Consider the following 16,174-nt stretch of genomic DNA (forward strand, 5'->3'; position numbering starts at 1 on the left):
GCCGCCAAGTCCCCAGATTATATTATTTTCATTTAATATATCGGCTGTCTTTGCCAGAGCATGTAACAATATGCAAATCTCCTTTCTTTCTGTTATTTATTTTAATCATAACAGAGTTTTAACTGAAAAATAATGAGGGATTATCTGATTGTTCGCATCTTCAGGGACCATATTTAAATAGAAAGTTATTCTATTATAAGAGTTTATATTTTTTATAGATAACTCAACTTTCGCACCTAAGAATAAATACACTGACCTTGCTATTCCAGGCTGTACATGGTCTCTATTATCATGCTTGTTTTTAGTTAATTCATCTTTTTATTTTTTGAACAGATTATTGTGTATAGCTTCCGCTCCGGCCAACCACTCCGCTTTCCATGGGGACGGCTTCAGCTAACTTGAAAAGAAACCCGCTTTTCAAGTGGATCTTCAGCTCGCCCTGTTCCCATAGGAGTCTACGTGGTTGGCCTGCGCTCTAATAGGATTCTACAGCGCATGGAAGAAATAATATCCTGATGAAGTTAGATGAAATCATCGTTTTTAGCCTAAATAAGCAATCATGCTGATGTTTCAAATGATTTTTAGCAGTTCAAATCATGACAGCATGAATAATCCATATCGAGAATAGCTTTCATGCACCAAAAATAAGGATTGCCGAGCATGTTTACCTTTACCATGCAACACGAAAATTCGTTCTGTCAGATCTGCCTTTTATTTGTTCAATTATTTCAGTATAGAATATCCTGCTAGCGGAGGCGGACCGTTTTGACTCCTGAGGGATTAGCACCATCTGAAGATCCACTTTTGCCAAGTGATCTTCTTGGCAAAAGTTAGCTGAAGAGCGTGCCCCTAGGAAAGCAAAACGGTCCGCCGTAGCGGTCGCTTTACAGCTTTACACCTTACCTTCTATCTTTATCAACAGATATACGGAAGAAATGATCAACCCCTATTCCTATGGATAGGAAGTTTCTTTTTAAAGTGCGAAAGTTGAGTAGATAAGCAATAAAAATAACTTCATTTATATTTATCTGAATAAATTATGAAATTAATCTCTTTTTCTTAAATTCAATGTATAATTCTGTAAGGATTTATAGTATAATGAACTCAAATAACCTTCTTGCTGTTAAATAGAAATGAGTGCTATTTGGCTGTGCAGGAAATTTGTCTACATCTCCAAAATTTAGAATATTTTGTCATTTTTAGACAGCTTGAAAAGCGGCCGGAGAGCAAAATAGAATATATTTCAAGGGAATATTTTTAAACAAAACGTAAACATCGCAGTCATGTTATCATGTATAACATAGAACCATTCCATATATTAACAATATATAATAATGGGGGAAAGCGATGTTTTTTTGTACCAATTTCTAGTATTTTCTGGAAAATATAAAGTTATTTCTAAATAGCAGTGAGAGAAGTGCATTGTTTTTAATGTTGAAGGGGGAATGTTTATGTCATATCAAAGCACCTATGAACAATGGAAGAATGAAGAAGCTCTTGATAGAGAGCTCAAAACAGAATTAGAAAGTCTCTTAAAAAATGAAACAGAATTAGAAGATGCTTTCTCACATCCCTTAGAATTTGGTACTGCCGGCATGCGTGGAATACTTGGCCCGGGAATTAATCGAATGAACATTTATACGGTGAGACAGGCTACAGAAGGTCTGGCCCGATTTATGGAAAGTCAGACAGAAGAGAATAAATCCAGGGGGGTAGCGATTGCCTACGATTCCAGACATAAGTCTCCTGAATTTGCTCTGGAAGCTGCAAGGACACTTGCACGTCACGGGATCCCGGCCTATGTATTCGAATCACTGCGTCCAACTCCTGAATTATCCTTTGCTGTAAGACATTTAAATACATTTACAGGAATTATGATTACTGCATCACATAATCCCGCAAATTATAATGGCTATAAAATTTATGGAGAAAGCGGAGGACAAATGCCGCCGAAAGATGCAGATGCGTTAACAGAATATGTCCGCTCTGTAGANCACTTTACCTTCTCTCTTTATCAACAGATATATGGAAGAAATGATCAGCCCTTGTTCCTACGGATAGGAAGTTACTTTTTAATGTGCGAAAGTTGATTCTTTTATTATAAAAACCAAGCAAATAATTTAAAAAAGCAAAACTTATGTACCTATTATAACCAGTAAAAATTGCATATAGAAATAAATAATCCACAGAGTTATTGTTGAGTACTCTGTGGATTATTTGCTTCTTTATTTTTTAAAATAGTAATCTATTATCCACATTGGGGATAATTTATTTGTAGAGTGGGAATTTTTCTGTTAGTGCTTGTACGCGTTCTTTGGCTTCTTTTAGTTTTGCTTCGTCTTCGTAATTTTTTAGTGTAAGTGAGATGATTTCTGCTATTTCTTTCATTTCTTCGGTGCCGAATCCGCGGGTTGTTACAGCTGCGGTTCCGATGCGGACGCCGCTTGTTACGAATGGGCTTTCGGTATCGAATGGAATTGTATTTTTGTTTGTTGTTACGCCAATGTCATCTAAAGCTTTTTCAGCTACTTTTCCAGTAAGATTCAATGGTGTAACGTCTAATAATAATAAATGGTTGTCTGTTCCGCCTGATACGATACGGATGCCTTCTTTTTGCAGTGCATCGCCAAGCGTTTTAGCATTGTCGATAATGTTACCGGAGTATGCTTTAAAATCATCGGATAAGACTTCTTTAAAGGAAACAGCCTTTGCTGCAATGATGTGCATTAAAGGTCCGCCCTGAATTCCCGGGAAGATAGCTTTATCAATTTTTTTCGCATATTCTTCTTTACAAAGAATCATACCTCCACGTGGTCCGCGCAGTGTTTTATGCGTTGTTGTTGTAACAAAATCAGCGTGTGGAACCGGATTTTCATGGTGGCCTGTAGCAACTAATCCGGCGATATGTGCCATATCAACCATCAGATAAGCATCGACAGCATCCGCAATCTCTCTGAACTTTTTAAAATCAATGCTTCGTGAATACGCACTTGCACCGGCAACAATCAATTTCGGTTTTACTTCTTTTGCTTTTTCCAGAACAGCGTCATAATCCAGCTGTTCTGTTTCTTTATCCACACCATAGTCAACAAAATTGTATAAACCGCCACTAAAGTTAACCGGGCTTCCGTGTGTTAAATGTCCGCCGTGGTTTAAATTCATTCCTAATACCGTATCTCCCGGCTCAAGAAAAGCGAAATAAATTGCCATATTCGCCTGGGACCCGGAGTGAGGCTGTACATTCGCATGATCTGCACCAAATATTTGCTTGGCACGTTCTCTCGCAAGATCCTCTACAACATCAACATACTCACAACCGCCATAATAGCGTTTATGTGGATAACCTTCTGCATATTTATTCGTAAGTATGGAACCCATTGCATCCATAACTGCTTTGGATACAAAGTTTTCGGAAGCAATCAGCTCAATTTTATCCTGCTGACGCTCTTTCTCCTGTAACATTGCCTGAAAAACTTCATTATCTGCTTGTTTTACATATTCCATCATTCGTGTACAGCCTCCTATGTAAGGTAAAGTATGAAAATTATTATTTATTGTCCAAACTGAGGGAAAAGGAATAAAGAATCCAATCTATATAATACATGTCCAAAAAGTTCGATAAATAGGACCAAGAAGTTCAAGGCGACAAGCTATTTCCAAACGGAGCGTATGCTTTTACATACGTGAGTATTGGAAATAGCTTGTCAACGAAGAAATTCGCCGTGTCATTTTTATTGGACTTTTTGAACACCCTTTATTATCTAGAAGGATTCTCTCCGTAAAATGCCCGATGCCCGCCAATCAATTTCGGACGTGTCCGGGCAGCGCGGACTCTGGCATGACCAATCGTACGCTGTTTTAGCTTAAGCGGAACAGCTACTGGTTTTAAGTGCATACCAATCATTGTTTCGCCAATGTCTATTCCGGCATGTGCGCTTATATTTTCAACAACAGCAGGACTTTCCATTTGCTGATAAGCATAGCTTGCCATCGATCCGCCGGCTTTTGGAACAGGCACGACAGCCACTTCCTCTAACCCGTACTGTACAGCTGTCTGTCTCTCTACGACAAGAGACCGGTTTAAGTGTTCACAGCATTGAAAAGCAAGATGGACACCTGTTTGTTTTTGCAGCTTTGACATCTGCTCATAAATCGTTTTTGCAATTTCTGTACTTCCGCTTGTTCCAATGGGCTGACCAGCTACTTCACTTGTCGAACAGCCGATGACAACAATCTCATCTTTCCGCAGACAGTCCAGCGCCAGCCACTCGTCAATAACCAGCTTCAGGTCTTTGATTATCATAAATGACACACACCTTTACAGTCAGTCATTCCATTCCTCCGTTTGACACAGTAAATAATAGAATCATTTATAGCATACCATGATTTTTTAAAAATTACGATACATCTTGATGACTGGTTTCTTCTAAAGTTTCCCCTTCGGCATTTAATGGCTCCAAAGGTGTAACGCTGGCAGTTTCAGCCACCTGTTTCACCTTAAATTGTTTAATCTGCTCTCTCAAAGCACCTGCATGCTCCTCCATCTCACGCGCCAATTGGTCTACCTGCTCCATCGTTACAACCTGTTCCTGAATCGCAGCATTCACTTCCTGTGTTCCGGCAGATGTTTCTTCGGCAATTGCTGCTACTTCCTGAGACTGGTTTGCTGTATTTTGAATCGATTGCAGCTGCTGCTCTACTAATTTATAAATCGTATCAATCTGTGTCGCTGTTTCCGTTACAGTGCTGCCCATTTTAGCTATGGTACGATTTGTATTTTCTCCACGGTCCACTTCCTCACGCGCAGACTTCACATTCGTATTAATTTTTGCTGCTACCTGCTTGACATCATCCTGGATAGAAAGCAAGAGTGCGGAGATATCATTAACCGCTTTCCCGCTTTGATCAGCCAGCTTCCTTACTTCTTCAGCAACAACAGCAAAGCCTTTTCCGTGTTCGCCGGCTCTGGCAGCTTCAATAGAAGCATTTAAGGCTAATAAGTTCGTTTGTTCTGCAATTTCGCCAACTAGGGTAATAATTCCTTCAATTTCCATCGTACTCTTGCGTAGATGGTTCACGTCTTCTAATGAAACTTCCTGCTCTACAGCAATACGCTGAATGCCATCAACAAGCTGTTTCACGACATTTTGTCCCTCTTCCAGCATATTAATCATAGAGTTAGACTGCTCTTTGGATATCTCTGCTTTATCCTGTACCTCTTTGGCTAATCCCGTTGCTATTTCAATAGAACCCACTGTTTCCTGTGTCGCACGTGATGAATTCTCTGCCCCATCTGAAATTTCGGTGATAGATTCGCCAATTGCTGCAGAATGCTGCGTTGCCCTGTTTGAAGCTTCTTTTAATTGCGTCACTGTCTCATTTGTTTCCTCAAAATGCTGATCAATATTTGTCACCATTTTATTTAAGCTTTGCAGCATACTGTTTACAGCAACAGACAAGGATTTAATCTCATCATCCGATTTTGGTATTTCCACCTGCAGCTCCAGGTTTCCTTTTGCTGCTTCCCCAGTAATCTGTTCTAATTTCTGCAAAGGCTTTGTGATCCATCTCGCTGCAAAAAACGCAAGGATTCCAGACCAGATTACACCTAACAGCAATGTCACAATAACAAAGACCTGTTGTGATACATTAATCCATGACTGTATATAGTCAAATAAAAAATAAATAAAAATCGCACTTGTTGTATACGTGATAAGTGCTAAAAAAGTTGTAAACACTACCAGCTTTAACCTTAAACTAAACCGATACTTATTCCCCATTAAACCTTCCACTCCCCCATGTAAACTTTCTTTGGTTTACGAAGACTTCATGAAATCCTACGCTTTAAAATCATCCAAAGGTCTTTACTCTTCAGAAGACAGCCATTGGTTCAGACACGTTTCAATTTCCTGCTTCGTTTCCAGGTAATACGCTGCCGGGCCGCCAAATGGATCAGCAATATCTGAATGAACCAGCTGACTTTTTAAGCGGTGAATCGTTTCAAGCTCTTCATGGCATGCTTCATACAAGAGCTGATTCTGCTGTACCGGATCTAATTCCGCATCCGATTGCTCTAAACAGCGCTTTCTTTTTTCTTCCAATTCTGTATAGGCTTGTTCTAATTGATTCCATATTTGTATATCGGCATGTAGTGCAAATTCTTTAAGTGTATATGTCTTTTTTCTTTCTTCCGGGTATTTGGCCCAGATCATTTCCTTATGGGAAGCCGTCATTGTCAGGATAAGATCTGCCCACTGAACCACTTCTTCACTAATTTGGGAAGCCTGATGATTCATTTCAATACCCTGTTCTCTCAAGATCTCTGCTGCCTGACTGCTTACCGGGGCGCCTGGCATAGCAGTGATTCCACAGGATTTCACATGCATATCTGCTGGTGCACGGTGCTTTAATAATGCTTCTGCCATAGGACTGCGACATGTATTTCCTGTACATACAAAGAGTACATTCATAGGTAAATCCTCCTGTTTTCATCAAAATAATTTTAGGAATAATATTTTTCTCTATCATATCATGAGTAAATTAAAAACGCAGAACCCTCTAAAACCTGCAGATGGTGTTCCGTCTCGCTTGGAATTGCTGCAGAAGTCCATTCAATAATAACTGGCAGCTGGCTGAACCTGTTTCCGTTAAAAGGGAACAGGTTCTTTATATTATTAAATGTATAAATACAGGATACGAGCTTGATTTTACTATTAATCAGCTCTCGATCTGAGCCTCTTTTTATTTATTTCAAAAATAAGAGGTTTGGTTTCCGTGAATAAAGTGTATCTACATCTTAGTGACAAAAATATATTCGGAAAGAATTACACCCCCTTTAGATAAAGGCTTCTCCATATGAACACTATTCGATGAAGCAGAATTACCTAACCGACAAAAAACAAGGAGAAATAATATGAAGCGAAATCATACGATGATTCAATTTTTTGAGTGGCATCTGGAAGCTGATGCAAATCACTGGAATCGCCTGAAAGAAGCAGCTCCTGCATTAAAAAACAGAGGAATTGATGCGATTTGGATTCCTCCTGTAACAAAAGGGATGTCTGCTGAGGATACAGGGTATGCGCCATATGATTTATACGACTTGGGGGAATTTGATCAAAAAGACAGTGTCGCTACAAAATACGGAACGAAAAAGCAGCTTTTGGACGCAATTAGGACATGTCATGATCATGATATCCAGGTTTATGCCGATGTCGTCATGAATCATAAAGCCGGAGCAGATGACACAGAAGTTTTTCAAGTAATTGAAGTTGATCCAAACGACCGGACAAAAGAGGTTTCAGAGCCCTTTGATATAGAAGGCTGGACGAAATTCACATTTCCAAATCGGGATAATAAGTATTCTTCATTTAAATGGGGATTTGAATATTTCAACGGGACAGACTTTGATGCAATGGAGGATAGAACCGGTGTCTTTCGAATTATCGGTGACAATAAAACCTGGAATGACGAGGTAGACGATGAATTCAGTAATTATGATTATTTAATGTTTGCCAATATCGACTACAATCATCCGGAAGTGCAGGAAGAAATGATCCGCTGGGGCAAATGGTTCGCAGATTCATTACATTGCAACGGCTTCCGTCTGGATGCGATGAAGCATATTAATCATGCATTTATTAAACTATTTGCAGAACAGATTACCCAGCATTGCGGAGATGATTTTTATTTCGTTGGTGAGTTCTGGAAACATGATTTGGAAGCATGCCAGCAGTTTTTAGAGCAGGTCGATTATAATATCGATTTATTTGATGTAGCGCTGCATGATAAACTGCACACAGCTTCTAAGTCCGGAAATGATTTTAATCTCACAACGATTTTTGATGATACATTGGTTCAATCACATCCGCTTCAAGCTGTAACCTTTGTTGATAATCATGATACACAGCCTGGAGAAGCACTCGAATCCTGGGTTGAGGATTGGTTTAAACAAAGTGCATATTCTCTTATTTTACTGCGTAAAGACGGCTATCCCTGCATTTTTTACGGCGATTATTTTGGCATCAGCGGAGAAAATCCAATTGATCCGAAACAAGAAGCCATCAACCCTATTCTTTATGCCCGTTATCATAAAGCATATGGTGAACAAGAGGACTACTTTGATCACCCTAATACCATTGGCTGGGTCCGTTGCGGCATACCGGAAATAGAACGCTCAGGCTGTGCCGTTGTCATTTCCAATGGAGATGATGGTGAAAAGAGAATGCGTGTAGGAGAAGAACGTGCAGGGGAAATTTGGGTTGACCTGACCGGTACAAGAGACGAGCATATCGCCATTGAAGAAGATGGATTTGCTGCTTTCCCTGTCAACGGAGGCAGCGTGTCAGTATGGGCGCTTCCACAGGAGGATGTTGAATTATAAACAATGCAGACTGCTATTGACCCTGCAATCTTGTATTGCAGGTCCATAAGTAAGTCAGAGAAAAACGTATATCTGAATGAATATTGTTTCTCAGCTGAACAGCATATAAATTCCAAAGCTGCAAAGTATGATTCCGCCCAAAACTTCGCTGTAAATTCCCAAAAAGCCTTGCAGCCTTCTGCCTAAAAATAGACCTGCCCATGTCAGAATACAGCTCACTATTCCAAAAATAACGAGCGTGATAATAATAGTTACTCCGGAGATACCCAGGCTGAAGCCTACTGTAAAGCTGTCAAGACTGACGCTGAATGCGAGCATCCATAGTCCCAGGCCAACAGGCTGCCACCTGTACTCATCTGATGTATGGAAAGCAGAGAAAAACATATGTGCACCGATAAAGAATAAGAGTACCCCTGATGCCAATGCGGTCCATTGCCCGACTTGTTCTGATAAAGCATGTCCAAGCAGCATTCCTATCATTGGGAAAATCATATGGAAGCCGCCGATTACCAGTCCGATGACAGCAATCCGCTTTAACCGCATTTTATTCATCCCTAAGCCTAAGCTGATAGAGAATGCGTCCATGCTTAAACCAATTGCGAGCAGAGCCAGTGAAAGTAATTCGGTAGAAAAAAACATCCATACGTCCCCCTTTGAAGCATGCTTGTACAATTTATGCTTCGACTGCAGAGAATATGAATGTTTTTATACCGGAAAAGCAAACCAACTCACCTCCGCAGGATGCGGTGGCTTCTACGTTGCCCACACGACGCGGGCGTTCTTAGTAGAATCTCCTCTTATTGCCGTGTCATTTTTATTGGACTTTCTGAACATCCTCTAAATTATACTATCCGCTGCTTTTCGCAGACGGTTCATTACTGCCTGGCCAATTCCTTTTTCCGTAAATGTTTCGCAAATAATTTTATCCACATTGGCCTGTTTAAAGAATCGTAATCCATCATATAAAGTAGATGCAATTTCCTCTATTGTCCCGCCAAGCTTGTGAACATGTGTATCCTCAGCAAATATTTCAGCTGTTTGATCCGATACGAGTATACCTACTCTATTACCTGCCAGCTTTTCTTTATCCGCTAAATCTTTGAGTGCCTCACTTGAGCCTGTAAATAAATAGAGCGGGACCTCTGGTGCGTAATGTTTATATTTCATTCCTGGAGCTTTCGGGCGGTCCACAGATGATGCTGCAAGACCGGGGTCCATCATGACAGCACCTGTCTCCAGTTCTAATTGTTCTTTTGTAATTCCTCCGGGGCGCAAAATAACCGGTATTTCCCCAGTACAGTCAATAACAGTTGATTCTAAGCCGACACCAGTTTGTCCGCCATCAATTAAGCCGGCGATCCGTCCATTTAAATCATCATATACATGCGTTGCTGAGGTCGGGCTGGGTTTTCCGGATACATTTGCACTTGGGGCTGCAACCGGTTTTCCCGCCGCCTGGAGTAATGCAAGTGCAACAGGATGACTGGGAATCCGGACACCAATGGTTGATAAGCCCGCTTTTACACTTTGTGCACAGTACTCGTTTGCCGGTAAAATATATGTTAAAGGGCCAGGTGAAAAAGCCTCCATTAATTTATACACATAGTCCGGAATAAACGTGACAAGCTCTTTTAATTGATCTGCAGAGGCAACATGAGCAATCAGCGGATTATCCTGCGGCCGCCCTTTTGCTTCAAATATTTTACGGACAGCTGATTCATTGGTAGCGTCGGCTCCCAGCCCATATACCGTCTCTGTCGGAAAGGCAACAACCTCTCCTGCCCGCAGCATTTCAGCCGCCTCATGAATATCCTTGTCTAATATATTTGTTGAATTTATTTTCCATACTTTCGTGTGCATAACGTTCCCTCTTTTCTACGTATCTATTTTAGTCGATTCATGACTGAAACGCAAAGAAGGGAATATTTCATCATACTTATGCACATTATTCACAGTTTTTATCCACAGAATAATCTTTGTTCACATATTCCTGCCATTTATACACAGCCACCTGTGAATAGTGTGTATAATTTTCTCTTGACAAATAGAAATGTAGTTCATTGTAGTTATATCAAGCTTTTTTTATTTTCACTATCCTAGGAAACCTGATATGCCCACCAATTACCTGTTTTTTCTGAATTTATATTCTTAAATGTGACATCGCTTTCTCTTTTGAACTGTAAAGACTCCAAAAGGATATCCACAACTGGGCTTTGATTATGCACATATACACATTTTATGTCGTTTTTTCGGGAAATTACGAGAACGGACTCGAAAACAACAAATAATTTCTGTACATGCTCCTTGTTTAAATATAATTGCTTCAGCCAATACGTCGATTTATCTACCATCTCCAGATTAAAGCAGCCCTCAATACTCCCGTCTACTTCTACAACATAGCTTTCTTCCGTTAATTTTTTACCAAAAAGCCTTTCATTCTTATGAATAAAATCCTCTATCAATTCTATTTTCGCTTCTTTGACTTGGTAGATTTGCATTTTTCCCATCCTCCATTCTTTTAATGTAGAAGAGTAACTTAGTATATGAATATGCCTCTATCAAATAAACTATGACAACCCCAGCCATTTAAATAAAAAGAATTCTACTTTTACTTCTTCGTCTTCTTCTGCCTCTGCTGTATCTTCACTCGCTACAGATGTACCGTTAAAGAAATCTAAAAAGCATAATGGCGGGAACAATACACACCACCAGTTCGCACCAGAGCCTTCGCCAAGAGTTACTAAAATTGCTTCGTATTCCCCTGCCGGATAAAGATAGTTTCCATATAATTTCGCCGGAAAAGATATATTCTCTCCATATTCCAATTCAAAATCCTGATCACTATTTTCTTTTGTCAGTGTATCACTGACTACTTCCTCCAGTTCTGGAAGCCGGTCGTTGATCAATGCCCGGGCTTCCTCTATATCTTCAATATCCTTCACCCATTCCGTGATAACTTTATTCACCTCATCACGGACTGTATGTTTTATATCCTGATCCTTTTCGCTGTCACTATTTGCCAGAATTCGTAATCTGATTGCTTCATCCGGGATGACCTGATAGTCAAGCTCTTTATGTTGCAGTTCTTTTGCTGCACTAACTACAGGAATAATCGATAATAATAAAAATAAAAGTCCTACTGCCGCCCATAATTTTTTCATTTAAAAAATCTCCCTTCCGCCTATCTATGAAATAGTGTGGACAAGGAGATTTATGCTTATACTAGTTTTATAGAAATATATATTTGAAATCAGGGTATATTTTTACGTCATTTTGGAAATGGGAATATCAGTTTAAATGGGTTGCCAATACAATCCGGTCTTTTCCGTTAATATCCTGTCTGACTTCCACATGACTGTCAGGAAACACCTGCTGAATGCGTTCTTTAACAGGCTTGCCTTGTGTATAACCAATTTCCAACGCCAGTAAGGTATCTTCTTTTAAATTCATCTGCTTCACTTGTTCAATAATCATATAGTAGGCTGCCATCCCATCCTCTTCTGCAAAAAGAGCCAGCTCGGGATCAAAATTACGGACAGTCTCACTAAGTTCCTGTGCTTCCGATTTTGCAATATAGGGCGGATTGGAAACAATCACATCAAATGGAGCTGTTTCCTTTATAAGCGGGGATAAAAAATTCCCCTGCCGGAAGGAAATATTGGCATGTAATCGGGCTGCATTCTGCGCAGCAACCTTTAATGCTTTCTCTGAAATATCGGTAGCAAATACCTCGGCATTATCTAATTCCAATGCCAGCGTAACAGCAATAATCCCGCTGCCTGTTCCTATATCAGCAATCCGCACAGGCTCTTTCCGCTTAAAAGCAAGGTATTCCTTTACGGCAAGAACAAGTTCTTCTGTTTCCGGTCGAGGAATTAACACATTCCTGTTCACTTGAAAGGAGCGGCCGTAAAATTCTTCATAGCCGGTCAGATGCTGGACAGGAATTCCCGTTTCCGCATGTTTTTTAATATCTGCTTTTATCTTCCTAAGTTTATCTTCCGGAATTGGCTCACGTAAAGAAAGCAGCCATTCCTGCCTGGATAATCCTAAATGATGCCTGATTAAAATCTCGGCAATCTTTGGTTCTCTATTCGCTTGTTCTAAAAAAAGAGAAGCCCAGTTAAGGACTTCATAAATTTTTGTTTTGGTCATAGGTTATTCACCAATCTGTTCCAATTTTTTCGCCTGCTCTTCCATAACAAGCGCATCGATAAATTCATCCAGCTTGCCCTGCATAATCTGGTCCAGCTTTTGAATGGTTAAGCCGATACGGTGATCTGTAACACGATTTTGCGGGTAGTTGTACGTACGGATACGCTCGGAACGGTCACCTGTCCCAACTGCAGATTTACGATTTTCATCATATTCCGCCTGGGCTTCCTGCTGAAATTTATCATAGATGCGGGCACGTAATACCTTCATTGCTTTTTCTTTATTTTTAATCTGTGATTTTTCATCCTGAATCGATACGACAATCCCGGTAGGCTCATGCGTTAATCGTACCGCTGACATCGTTGTATTTACACTTTGTCCGCCTGGTCCGCTGGAAGCAAACGTGTCGACGCGGATATCCTTATCATGGACGTCTATCTCCACTTCTTCTGCCTCAGGGAGCACAGCCACTGTTGCAGTTGAGGTATGAATGCGTCCGCCAGATTCTGTTTCAGGAACTCGCTGTACGCGGTGTGCACCATTTTCATACTTCAGCTTAGAGAAAACATCTGAACCATTAATCATAAAGATAATCTCTTTATAACCGCCAACCCCGGTGGAGCTTGCTTCCATTACGTCAATTTTCCAGCCTTGATTCTCTGCATAGCGGGAATACATCCGATATAAATCACCTGCAAATAAAGCAGCTTCATCTCCGCCGGCAGCCCCGCGAATCTCCATAATAACGTTCTTATCATCATTGGGATCTTTTGGAAGCAGAAGAATTTTCATCTTATCTTCCAATTCTTCTTTTCTGGAGGATAATTCAGATACTTCCATTTTTGCCATTTCCAGCATTTCATCATCTGAATCGTCTTCCAGCATTTCCTTCGCGTCTACCAGCTGCGATGTCACTTCTTTATACTCACGGTAAGCCTGGACAACGTCTTCCAGTCCAGACTGCTCTTTCGAATATTCACGTAATTTTTTTGTATCACTGATTACTTCCGGGTCACTTAACATTTCATTTAATTTATTATACCGATCTTCCAGTGTCTGTAAACGATCTAACACAAGAATACACCTCTTTCTCTATAACAGTCTTATTATATTATAAGGGAGCACCCGGGTCAATTGCACGTCTGATTGGATGAGATTATATTGCTGCCAGCAAGCACAAAAATACCTATAGACTAAAGGAGCATGTTATACGCAGCCGGTCTATAGGTATTCCATTTTTATTTCTTCTCTATTTAACTTGGCATACAGCATGAATACAAATTCCTTTCCAGTTCAATATCCTTCAACAACAAGGACCGGCATTTTTACTGCCATCTGAATCTTACCCATTATTTCTCAATAATATTAGGCTCTTTCCGGCTGGTATGGAGAACATACAGCTCCCTGCTGAGGTCATACCGATGAATCTCCTGATATACCTTCATCGCTTCTGGAGAATTAGAAAATTTTTTCAAAGGGGTCATATCGACTAAAATACGTTCACGATGATCATTTGTATGTGCATCAATTGCTTCAATCAAAACCCACTGTTCCGGAAAAGCCTGGCACACATCCTCCCACTTCAATTGAGTCACCTCCAGGGTATTTATTTATATTATACCATGAGAGAGGTTATGATATAGCACCTTTTCATTTTTGATAAGAAAAAATTGATATTATAACTTAACATCGGTTGACAGGACTTGTCTATAAGCTTCCAGCATTCAATCGATTCCATTTCTTTTTAATATATAGTGATAGTGCAATTGACCTTCTAATACAACCTCTTCACAAAAAACAAAGCCGCATTTTTTTATTATCTTGTTTGAAGCTGTGTTTTTGGGAAGGACAACAGCATTAATATGTTCTATATTTGTATTTTCAAATAAATAAGTTACCAGACATCGAACTGCTTGTGTTGTGTACCCTCTGTTTCTATAACGCTTTGACACAGCATAAGCAATTTCGCGATTCGGTTCACTGAGCCCCTCTTTGATTCCGGTATTACAAAATCCTATGAATTCATTTGTTTCTTTTAAAATCATTCCAAGCTTTAAAAATTCATTCGTTATGTTGGGAATCGCTTCGATAAACTTTTTATTATCTTGTTTTATCGGAATATAAATATATTCACCATCAATATACTCCTGGATCAGTTCTATTAACTCAGATGGCAAAATTTCTTTTATTTTTTTATAGCTCATTTTTGCACTCCCAATTAATTTTTTTAACAGGAAACACAAAGGCTATATGTCATTATGCACTAGCCTCTGCTATGCAATAATAGTGTTCTTTCTCATCAAATCAATCCTCCCAATACTTACCTATTATAATTATGGTAATATAATAAGAACCAAAAGTAAATACTATTCAGACTTTTCTTTCAGTATATATTTTTGCTTCAATAAAAAACTGCCGAACTTATGATTGAATCGGCAGTCATTGTATTAACTATTTATTTGTTTTACGGTATTGTTTGCTATATTTACTTCCGGCCGATTTGGCACTTCATGATGATGACGGCAGCGCGGCTCATAAGACTCTGAAGCTCCCACCAAAATAACAGGGTCATCATACGACGCCGGTTTGCCATCAATCAGACGCTGTGTTCTGCTTGCCGGTGATCCGCAGATCGGACAGATGGCATTTAATTTTGTGACGGATTCAGATAAAGCCATCAGCTGTGGTACAGGCTCAAATGGAACTCCTCTAAAATCCATATCCAGGCCCGCTACAATAACGCGAATATCTTTGTGGACAAGCTCCTCAATCACATCAATGACATTACTCTCAAAAAATTGCACTTCGTCAATAGCTACAATATCTACATTTGGCTCTATTTCCACTAAAATTTCTGCTGCATCCTGGATAGATTTAGCAATTGTCGTTCTCCCATCATGAGAAACAACTGCTGTTTCATCATAACGATTATCTATTGCCGGTTTAAATACACATACATTTAAATGCGCATATGTTGCTCTTCTGACACGACGTATTAATTCTTCTGATTTTCCGGAAAACATACTTCCGCAAATTAGCTCTACCCAGCCGTTTCTCTTCATTACATGCATTTGGAGAAGCTCCTCTCGCGAATTGTGTGAAATAAGTATATTTAGATTGCACTCAATATGTTTATACATACCAACCATTTATTTAATATTAACTGTAATAAATCTTATTTTTCCTACTATACCTCAATAAAAAGTAAAAAAACAGGCAAAATTAGACATTTTGCCTGTCCTTTAACATTCAATTCCTTACAAAATCTGCGTCACCCGGCATATTTCCGGTCAAACAGATAATTAGTTAAGGTTATATTTTTTCTTAAAGCGATCCACACGGCCGCCGACTTTGTCAGCTTTTTGCTTACCAGTGTAGAATGGGTGTGAATCAGAGCTGATTTCAACTTTTAGTAGAGGGTAAGTATTACCATCTTCCCACTCAATTGTTTCGTCAGATCCTTTTGTTGATCCGCTTAAGAACTTGTAATTCGTGCTAGTATCTAGAAAAACTACTTTTCTGTACTCTGGATGAATATCCTTTTTCATGTTCTTCCACTCCTTTTTGCCCTGAATCCCTTGGAAACAGAGTTATTCTAAGAGCCGTCAGAGATGCAGGTGCATCTTATCTAAACTC

Annotated in this window: 15 protein-coding genes and 1 pseudogene; 2 read left to right on the forward strand and 14 right to left on the reverse strand. The window is 39.7% G+C overall.

Annotated features, from left to right (window positions below; all coding sequences use genetic code 11):
• Positions 1-1,451: 1,451 nt before the first annotated feature.
• Positions 1,452-1,991 (forward strand): annotated as a pseudogene (locus BN1068_RS07575) (phospho-sugar mutase); the annotation flags it as partial.
• A gap of 277 nt (positions 1,992-2,268) precedes the next feature.
• Here BN1068_RS07575 and glyA read toward each other — a convergent pair.
• The 4 genes from glyA to BN1068_RS07595 all read right to left on the reverse strand — a co-directional run bounded on the left by glyA (position 2,269) and on the right by BN1068_RS07595 (position 6,470).
• Positions 2,269-3,504, reverse strand: coding sequence for a serine hydroxymethyltransferase (gene glyA / locus BN1068_RS07580; protein ID WP_077602878.1), 1,236 nt, complete (start codon positions 3,502-3,504; stop codon positions 2,269-2,271).
• 253 nt (positions 3,505-3,757) lie between these two features.
• Positions 3,758-4,303 carry a TIGR01440 family protein gene (locus BN1068_RS07585; protein ID WP_077602249.1) on the reverse strand — a complete coding sequence of 182 codons (546 nt, stop codon included), beginning with the start codon at positions 4,301-4,303 and terminating at the stop codon, positions 3,758-3,760.
• 94 nt (positions 4,304-4,397) lie between these two features.
• The gene (locus BN1068_RS07590; RefSeq protein ID WP_077602250.1) at positions 4,398-5,780 is read right to left on the reverse strand and encodes a methyl-accepting chemotaxis protein; all 1,383 of its coding nucleotides are present in this window, start codon (positions 5,778-5,780) and stop codon (positions 4,398-4,400) included.
• An 84-nt stretch (positions 5,781-5,864) separates the two neighbouring features.
• Complete coding sequence (locus BN1068_RS07595) at positions 5,865-6,470, reverse strand: low molecular weight protein arginine phosphatase (RefSeq protein ID WP_077602251.1); 606 nt, start codon at positions 6,468-6,470, stop codon at positions 5,865-5,867.
• Between the two features lie 443 nt (positions 6,471-6,913).
• Between BN1068_RS07595 and BN1068_RS07600 the strand changes: the two genes are divergently transcribed.
• On the forward strand, positions 6,914-8,383 hold the full coding sequence (locus tag BN1068_RS07600; RefSeq protein ID WP_077602252.1) for an alpha-amylase: 1,470 nt from the start codon (positions 6,914-6,916) through the stop codon (positions 8,381-8,383).
• A gap of 90 nt (positions 8,384-8,473) precedes the next feature.
• Here the strand turns inward: BN1068_RS07600 and BN1068_RS07605 are convergent, their stop codons facing one another.
• The 10 genes from BN1068_RS07605 to BN1068_RS07650 all read right to left on the reverse strand — a co-directional run bounded on the left by BN1068_RS07605 (position 8,474) and on the right by BN1068_RS07650 (position 16,086).
• Positions 8,474-9,022 carry a manganese efflux pump MntP gene (locus BN1068_RS07605; RefSeq protein WP_077602253.1) on the reverse strand — a complete coding sequence of 183 codons (549 nt, stop codon included), beginning with the start codon at positions 9,020-9,022 and terminating at the stop codon, positions 8,474-8,476.
• Positions 9,023-9,220: 198 nt separating this feature from the next.
• Positions 9,221-10,243, reverse strand: coding sequence for an L-threonylcarbamoyladenylate synthase (locus BN1068_RS07610; protein WP_077602254.1), 1,023 nt, complete (start codon positions 10,241-10,243; stop codon positions 9,221-9,223).
• Positions 10,244-10,479: 236 nt separating this feature from the next.
• The gene (locus BN1068_RS07615; RefSeq protein WP_077602255.1) at positions 10,480-10,881 is read right to left on the reverse strand and encodes a hypothetical protein; all 402 of its coding nucleotides are present in this window, start codon (positions 10,879-10,881) and stop codon (positions 10,480-10,482) included.
• 69 nt (positions 10,882-10,950) lie between these two features.
• On the reverse strand, positions 10,951-11,544 hold the full coding sequence (gene spoIIR / locus BN1068_RS07620; RefSeq protein ID WP_077602256.1) for a stage II sporulation protein R: 594 nt from the start codon (positions 11,542-11,544) through the stop codon (positions 10,951-10,953).
• A gap of 127 nt (positions 11,545-11,671) precedes the next feature.
• On the reverse strand, positions 11,672-12,538 hold the full coding sequence (gene prmC / locus BN1068_RS07625; protein WP_077602257.1) for a peptide chain release factor N(5)-glutamine methyltransferase: 867 nt from the start codon (positions 12,536-12,538) through the stop codon (positions 11,672-11,674).
• A gap of 3 nt (positions 12,539-12,541) precedes the next feature.
• A complete protein-coding gene (gene prfA, locus BN1068_RS07630) occupies positions 12,542-13,612 on the reverse strand; it encodes a peptide chain release factor 1 (RefSeq protein ID WP_077602258.1) in 1,071 nt (356 codons plus the stop codon).
• Positions 13,613-13,887: 275 nt separating this feature from the next.
• Complete coding sequence (locus tag BN1068_RS07635) at positions 13,888-14,133, reverse strand: hypothetical protein (RefSeq protein WP_254846728.1); 246 nt, start codon at positions 14,131-14,133, stop codon at positions 13,888-13,890.
• A 129-nt stretch (positions 14,134-14,262) separates the two neighbouring features.
• Positions 14,263-14,742 carry a GNAT family N-acetyltransferase gene (locus tag BN1068_RS07640; RefSeq protein ID WP_077602260.1) on the reverse strand — a complete coding sequence of 160 codons (480 nt, stop codon included), beginning with the start codon at positions 14,740-14,742 and terminating at the stop codon, positions 14,263-14,265.
• A gap of 243 nt (positions 14,743-14,985) precedes the next feature.
• Positions 14,986-15,609 carry a thymidine kinase gene (locus tag BN1068_RS07645; protein WP_077602261.1) on the reverse strand — a complete coding sequence of 208 codons (624 nt, stop codon included), beginning with the start codon at positions 15,607-15,609 and terminating at the stop codon, positions 14,986-14,988.
• 231 nt (positions 15,610-15,840) lie between these two features.
• The gene (locus BN1068_RS07650) at positions 15,841-16,086 is read right to left on the reverse strand and encodes a type B 50S ribosomal protein L31 (RefSeq protein ID WP_077602262.1); all 246 of its coding nucleotides are present in this window, start codon (positions 16,084-16,086) and stop codon (positions 15,841-15,843) included.
• Positions 16,087-16,174: the final 88 nt, after the last annotated feature.

Origin of the sequence: Oceanobacillus sojae (assembly GCF_900162665.1) — a bacterium.
GTDB classification, from domain to species: Bacteria; Bacillota; Bacilli; order Bacillales; family Amphibacillaceae; genus Oceanobacillus; species Oceanobacillus sojae_A.

Bases quoted from the DNA above. Each gene is read 5' to 3' on its own strand.
- glyA (WP_077602878.1), bottom strand. From the start codon at position 3,504: ATGGAATATGTAAAACAAGCAGATAATGAAGTTTTTCAGGCAATGTTA.
- BN1068_RS07585 (WP_077602249.1), bottom strand. From the start codon at position 4,303: ATGATAATCAAAGACCTGAAGCTGGTTATTGACGAGTGGCTGGCGCTG.
- BN1068_RS07590 (WP_077602250.1), bottom strand. From the start codon at position 5,780: ATGGGGAATAAGTATCGGTTTAGTTTAAGGTTAAAGCTGGTAGTGTTT.
- BN1068_RS07595 (WP_077602251.1), bottom strand. From the start codon at position 6,470: ATGAATGTACTCTTTGTATGTACAGGAAATACATGTCGCAGTCCTATG.
- BN1068_RS07600 (WP_077602252.1), top strand. From the start codon at position 6,914: ATGAAGCGAAATCATACGATGATTCAATTTTTTGAGTGGCATCTGGAA.
- BN1068_RS07605 (WP_077602253.1), bottom strand. From the start codon at position 9,022: ATGTTTTTTTCTACCGAATTACTTTCACTGGCTCTGCTCGCAATTGGT.
- BN1068_RS07610 (WP_077602254.1), bottom strand. From the start codon at position 10,243: ATGCACACGAAAGTATGGAAAATAAATTCAACAAATATATTAGACAAG.
- BN1068_RS07615 (WP_077602255.1), bottom strand. From the start codon at position 10,881: ATGCAAATCTACCAAGTCAAAGAAGCGAAAATAGAATTGATAGAGGAT.
- spoIIR (WP_077602256.1), bottom strand. From the start codon at position 11,544: ATGAAAAAATTATGGGCGGCAGTAGGACTTTTATTTTTATTATTATCG.
- prmC (WP_077602257.1), bottom strand. From the start codon at position 12,538: ATGACCAAAACAAAAATTTATGAAGTCCTTAACTGGGCTTCTCTTTTT.
- BN1068_RS07640 (WP_077602260.1), bottom strand. From the start codon at position 14,742: ATGAGCTATAAAAAAATAAAAGAAATTTTGCCATCTGAGTTAATAGAA.
- BN1068_RS07645 (WP_077602261.1), bottom strand. From the start codon at position 15,609: ATGCATGTAATGAAGAGAAACGGCTGGGTAGAGCTAATTTGCGGAAGT.
- BN1068_RS07650 (WP_077602262.1), bottom strand. From the start codon at position 16,086: ATGAAAAAGGATATTCATCCAGAGTACAGAAAAGTAGTTTTTCTAGAT.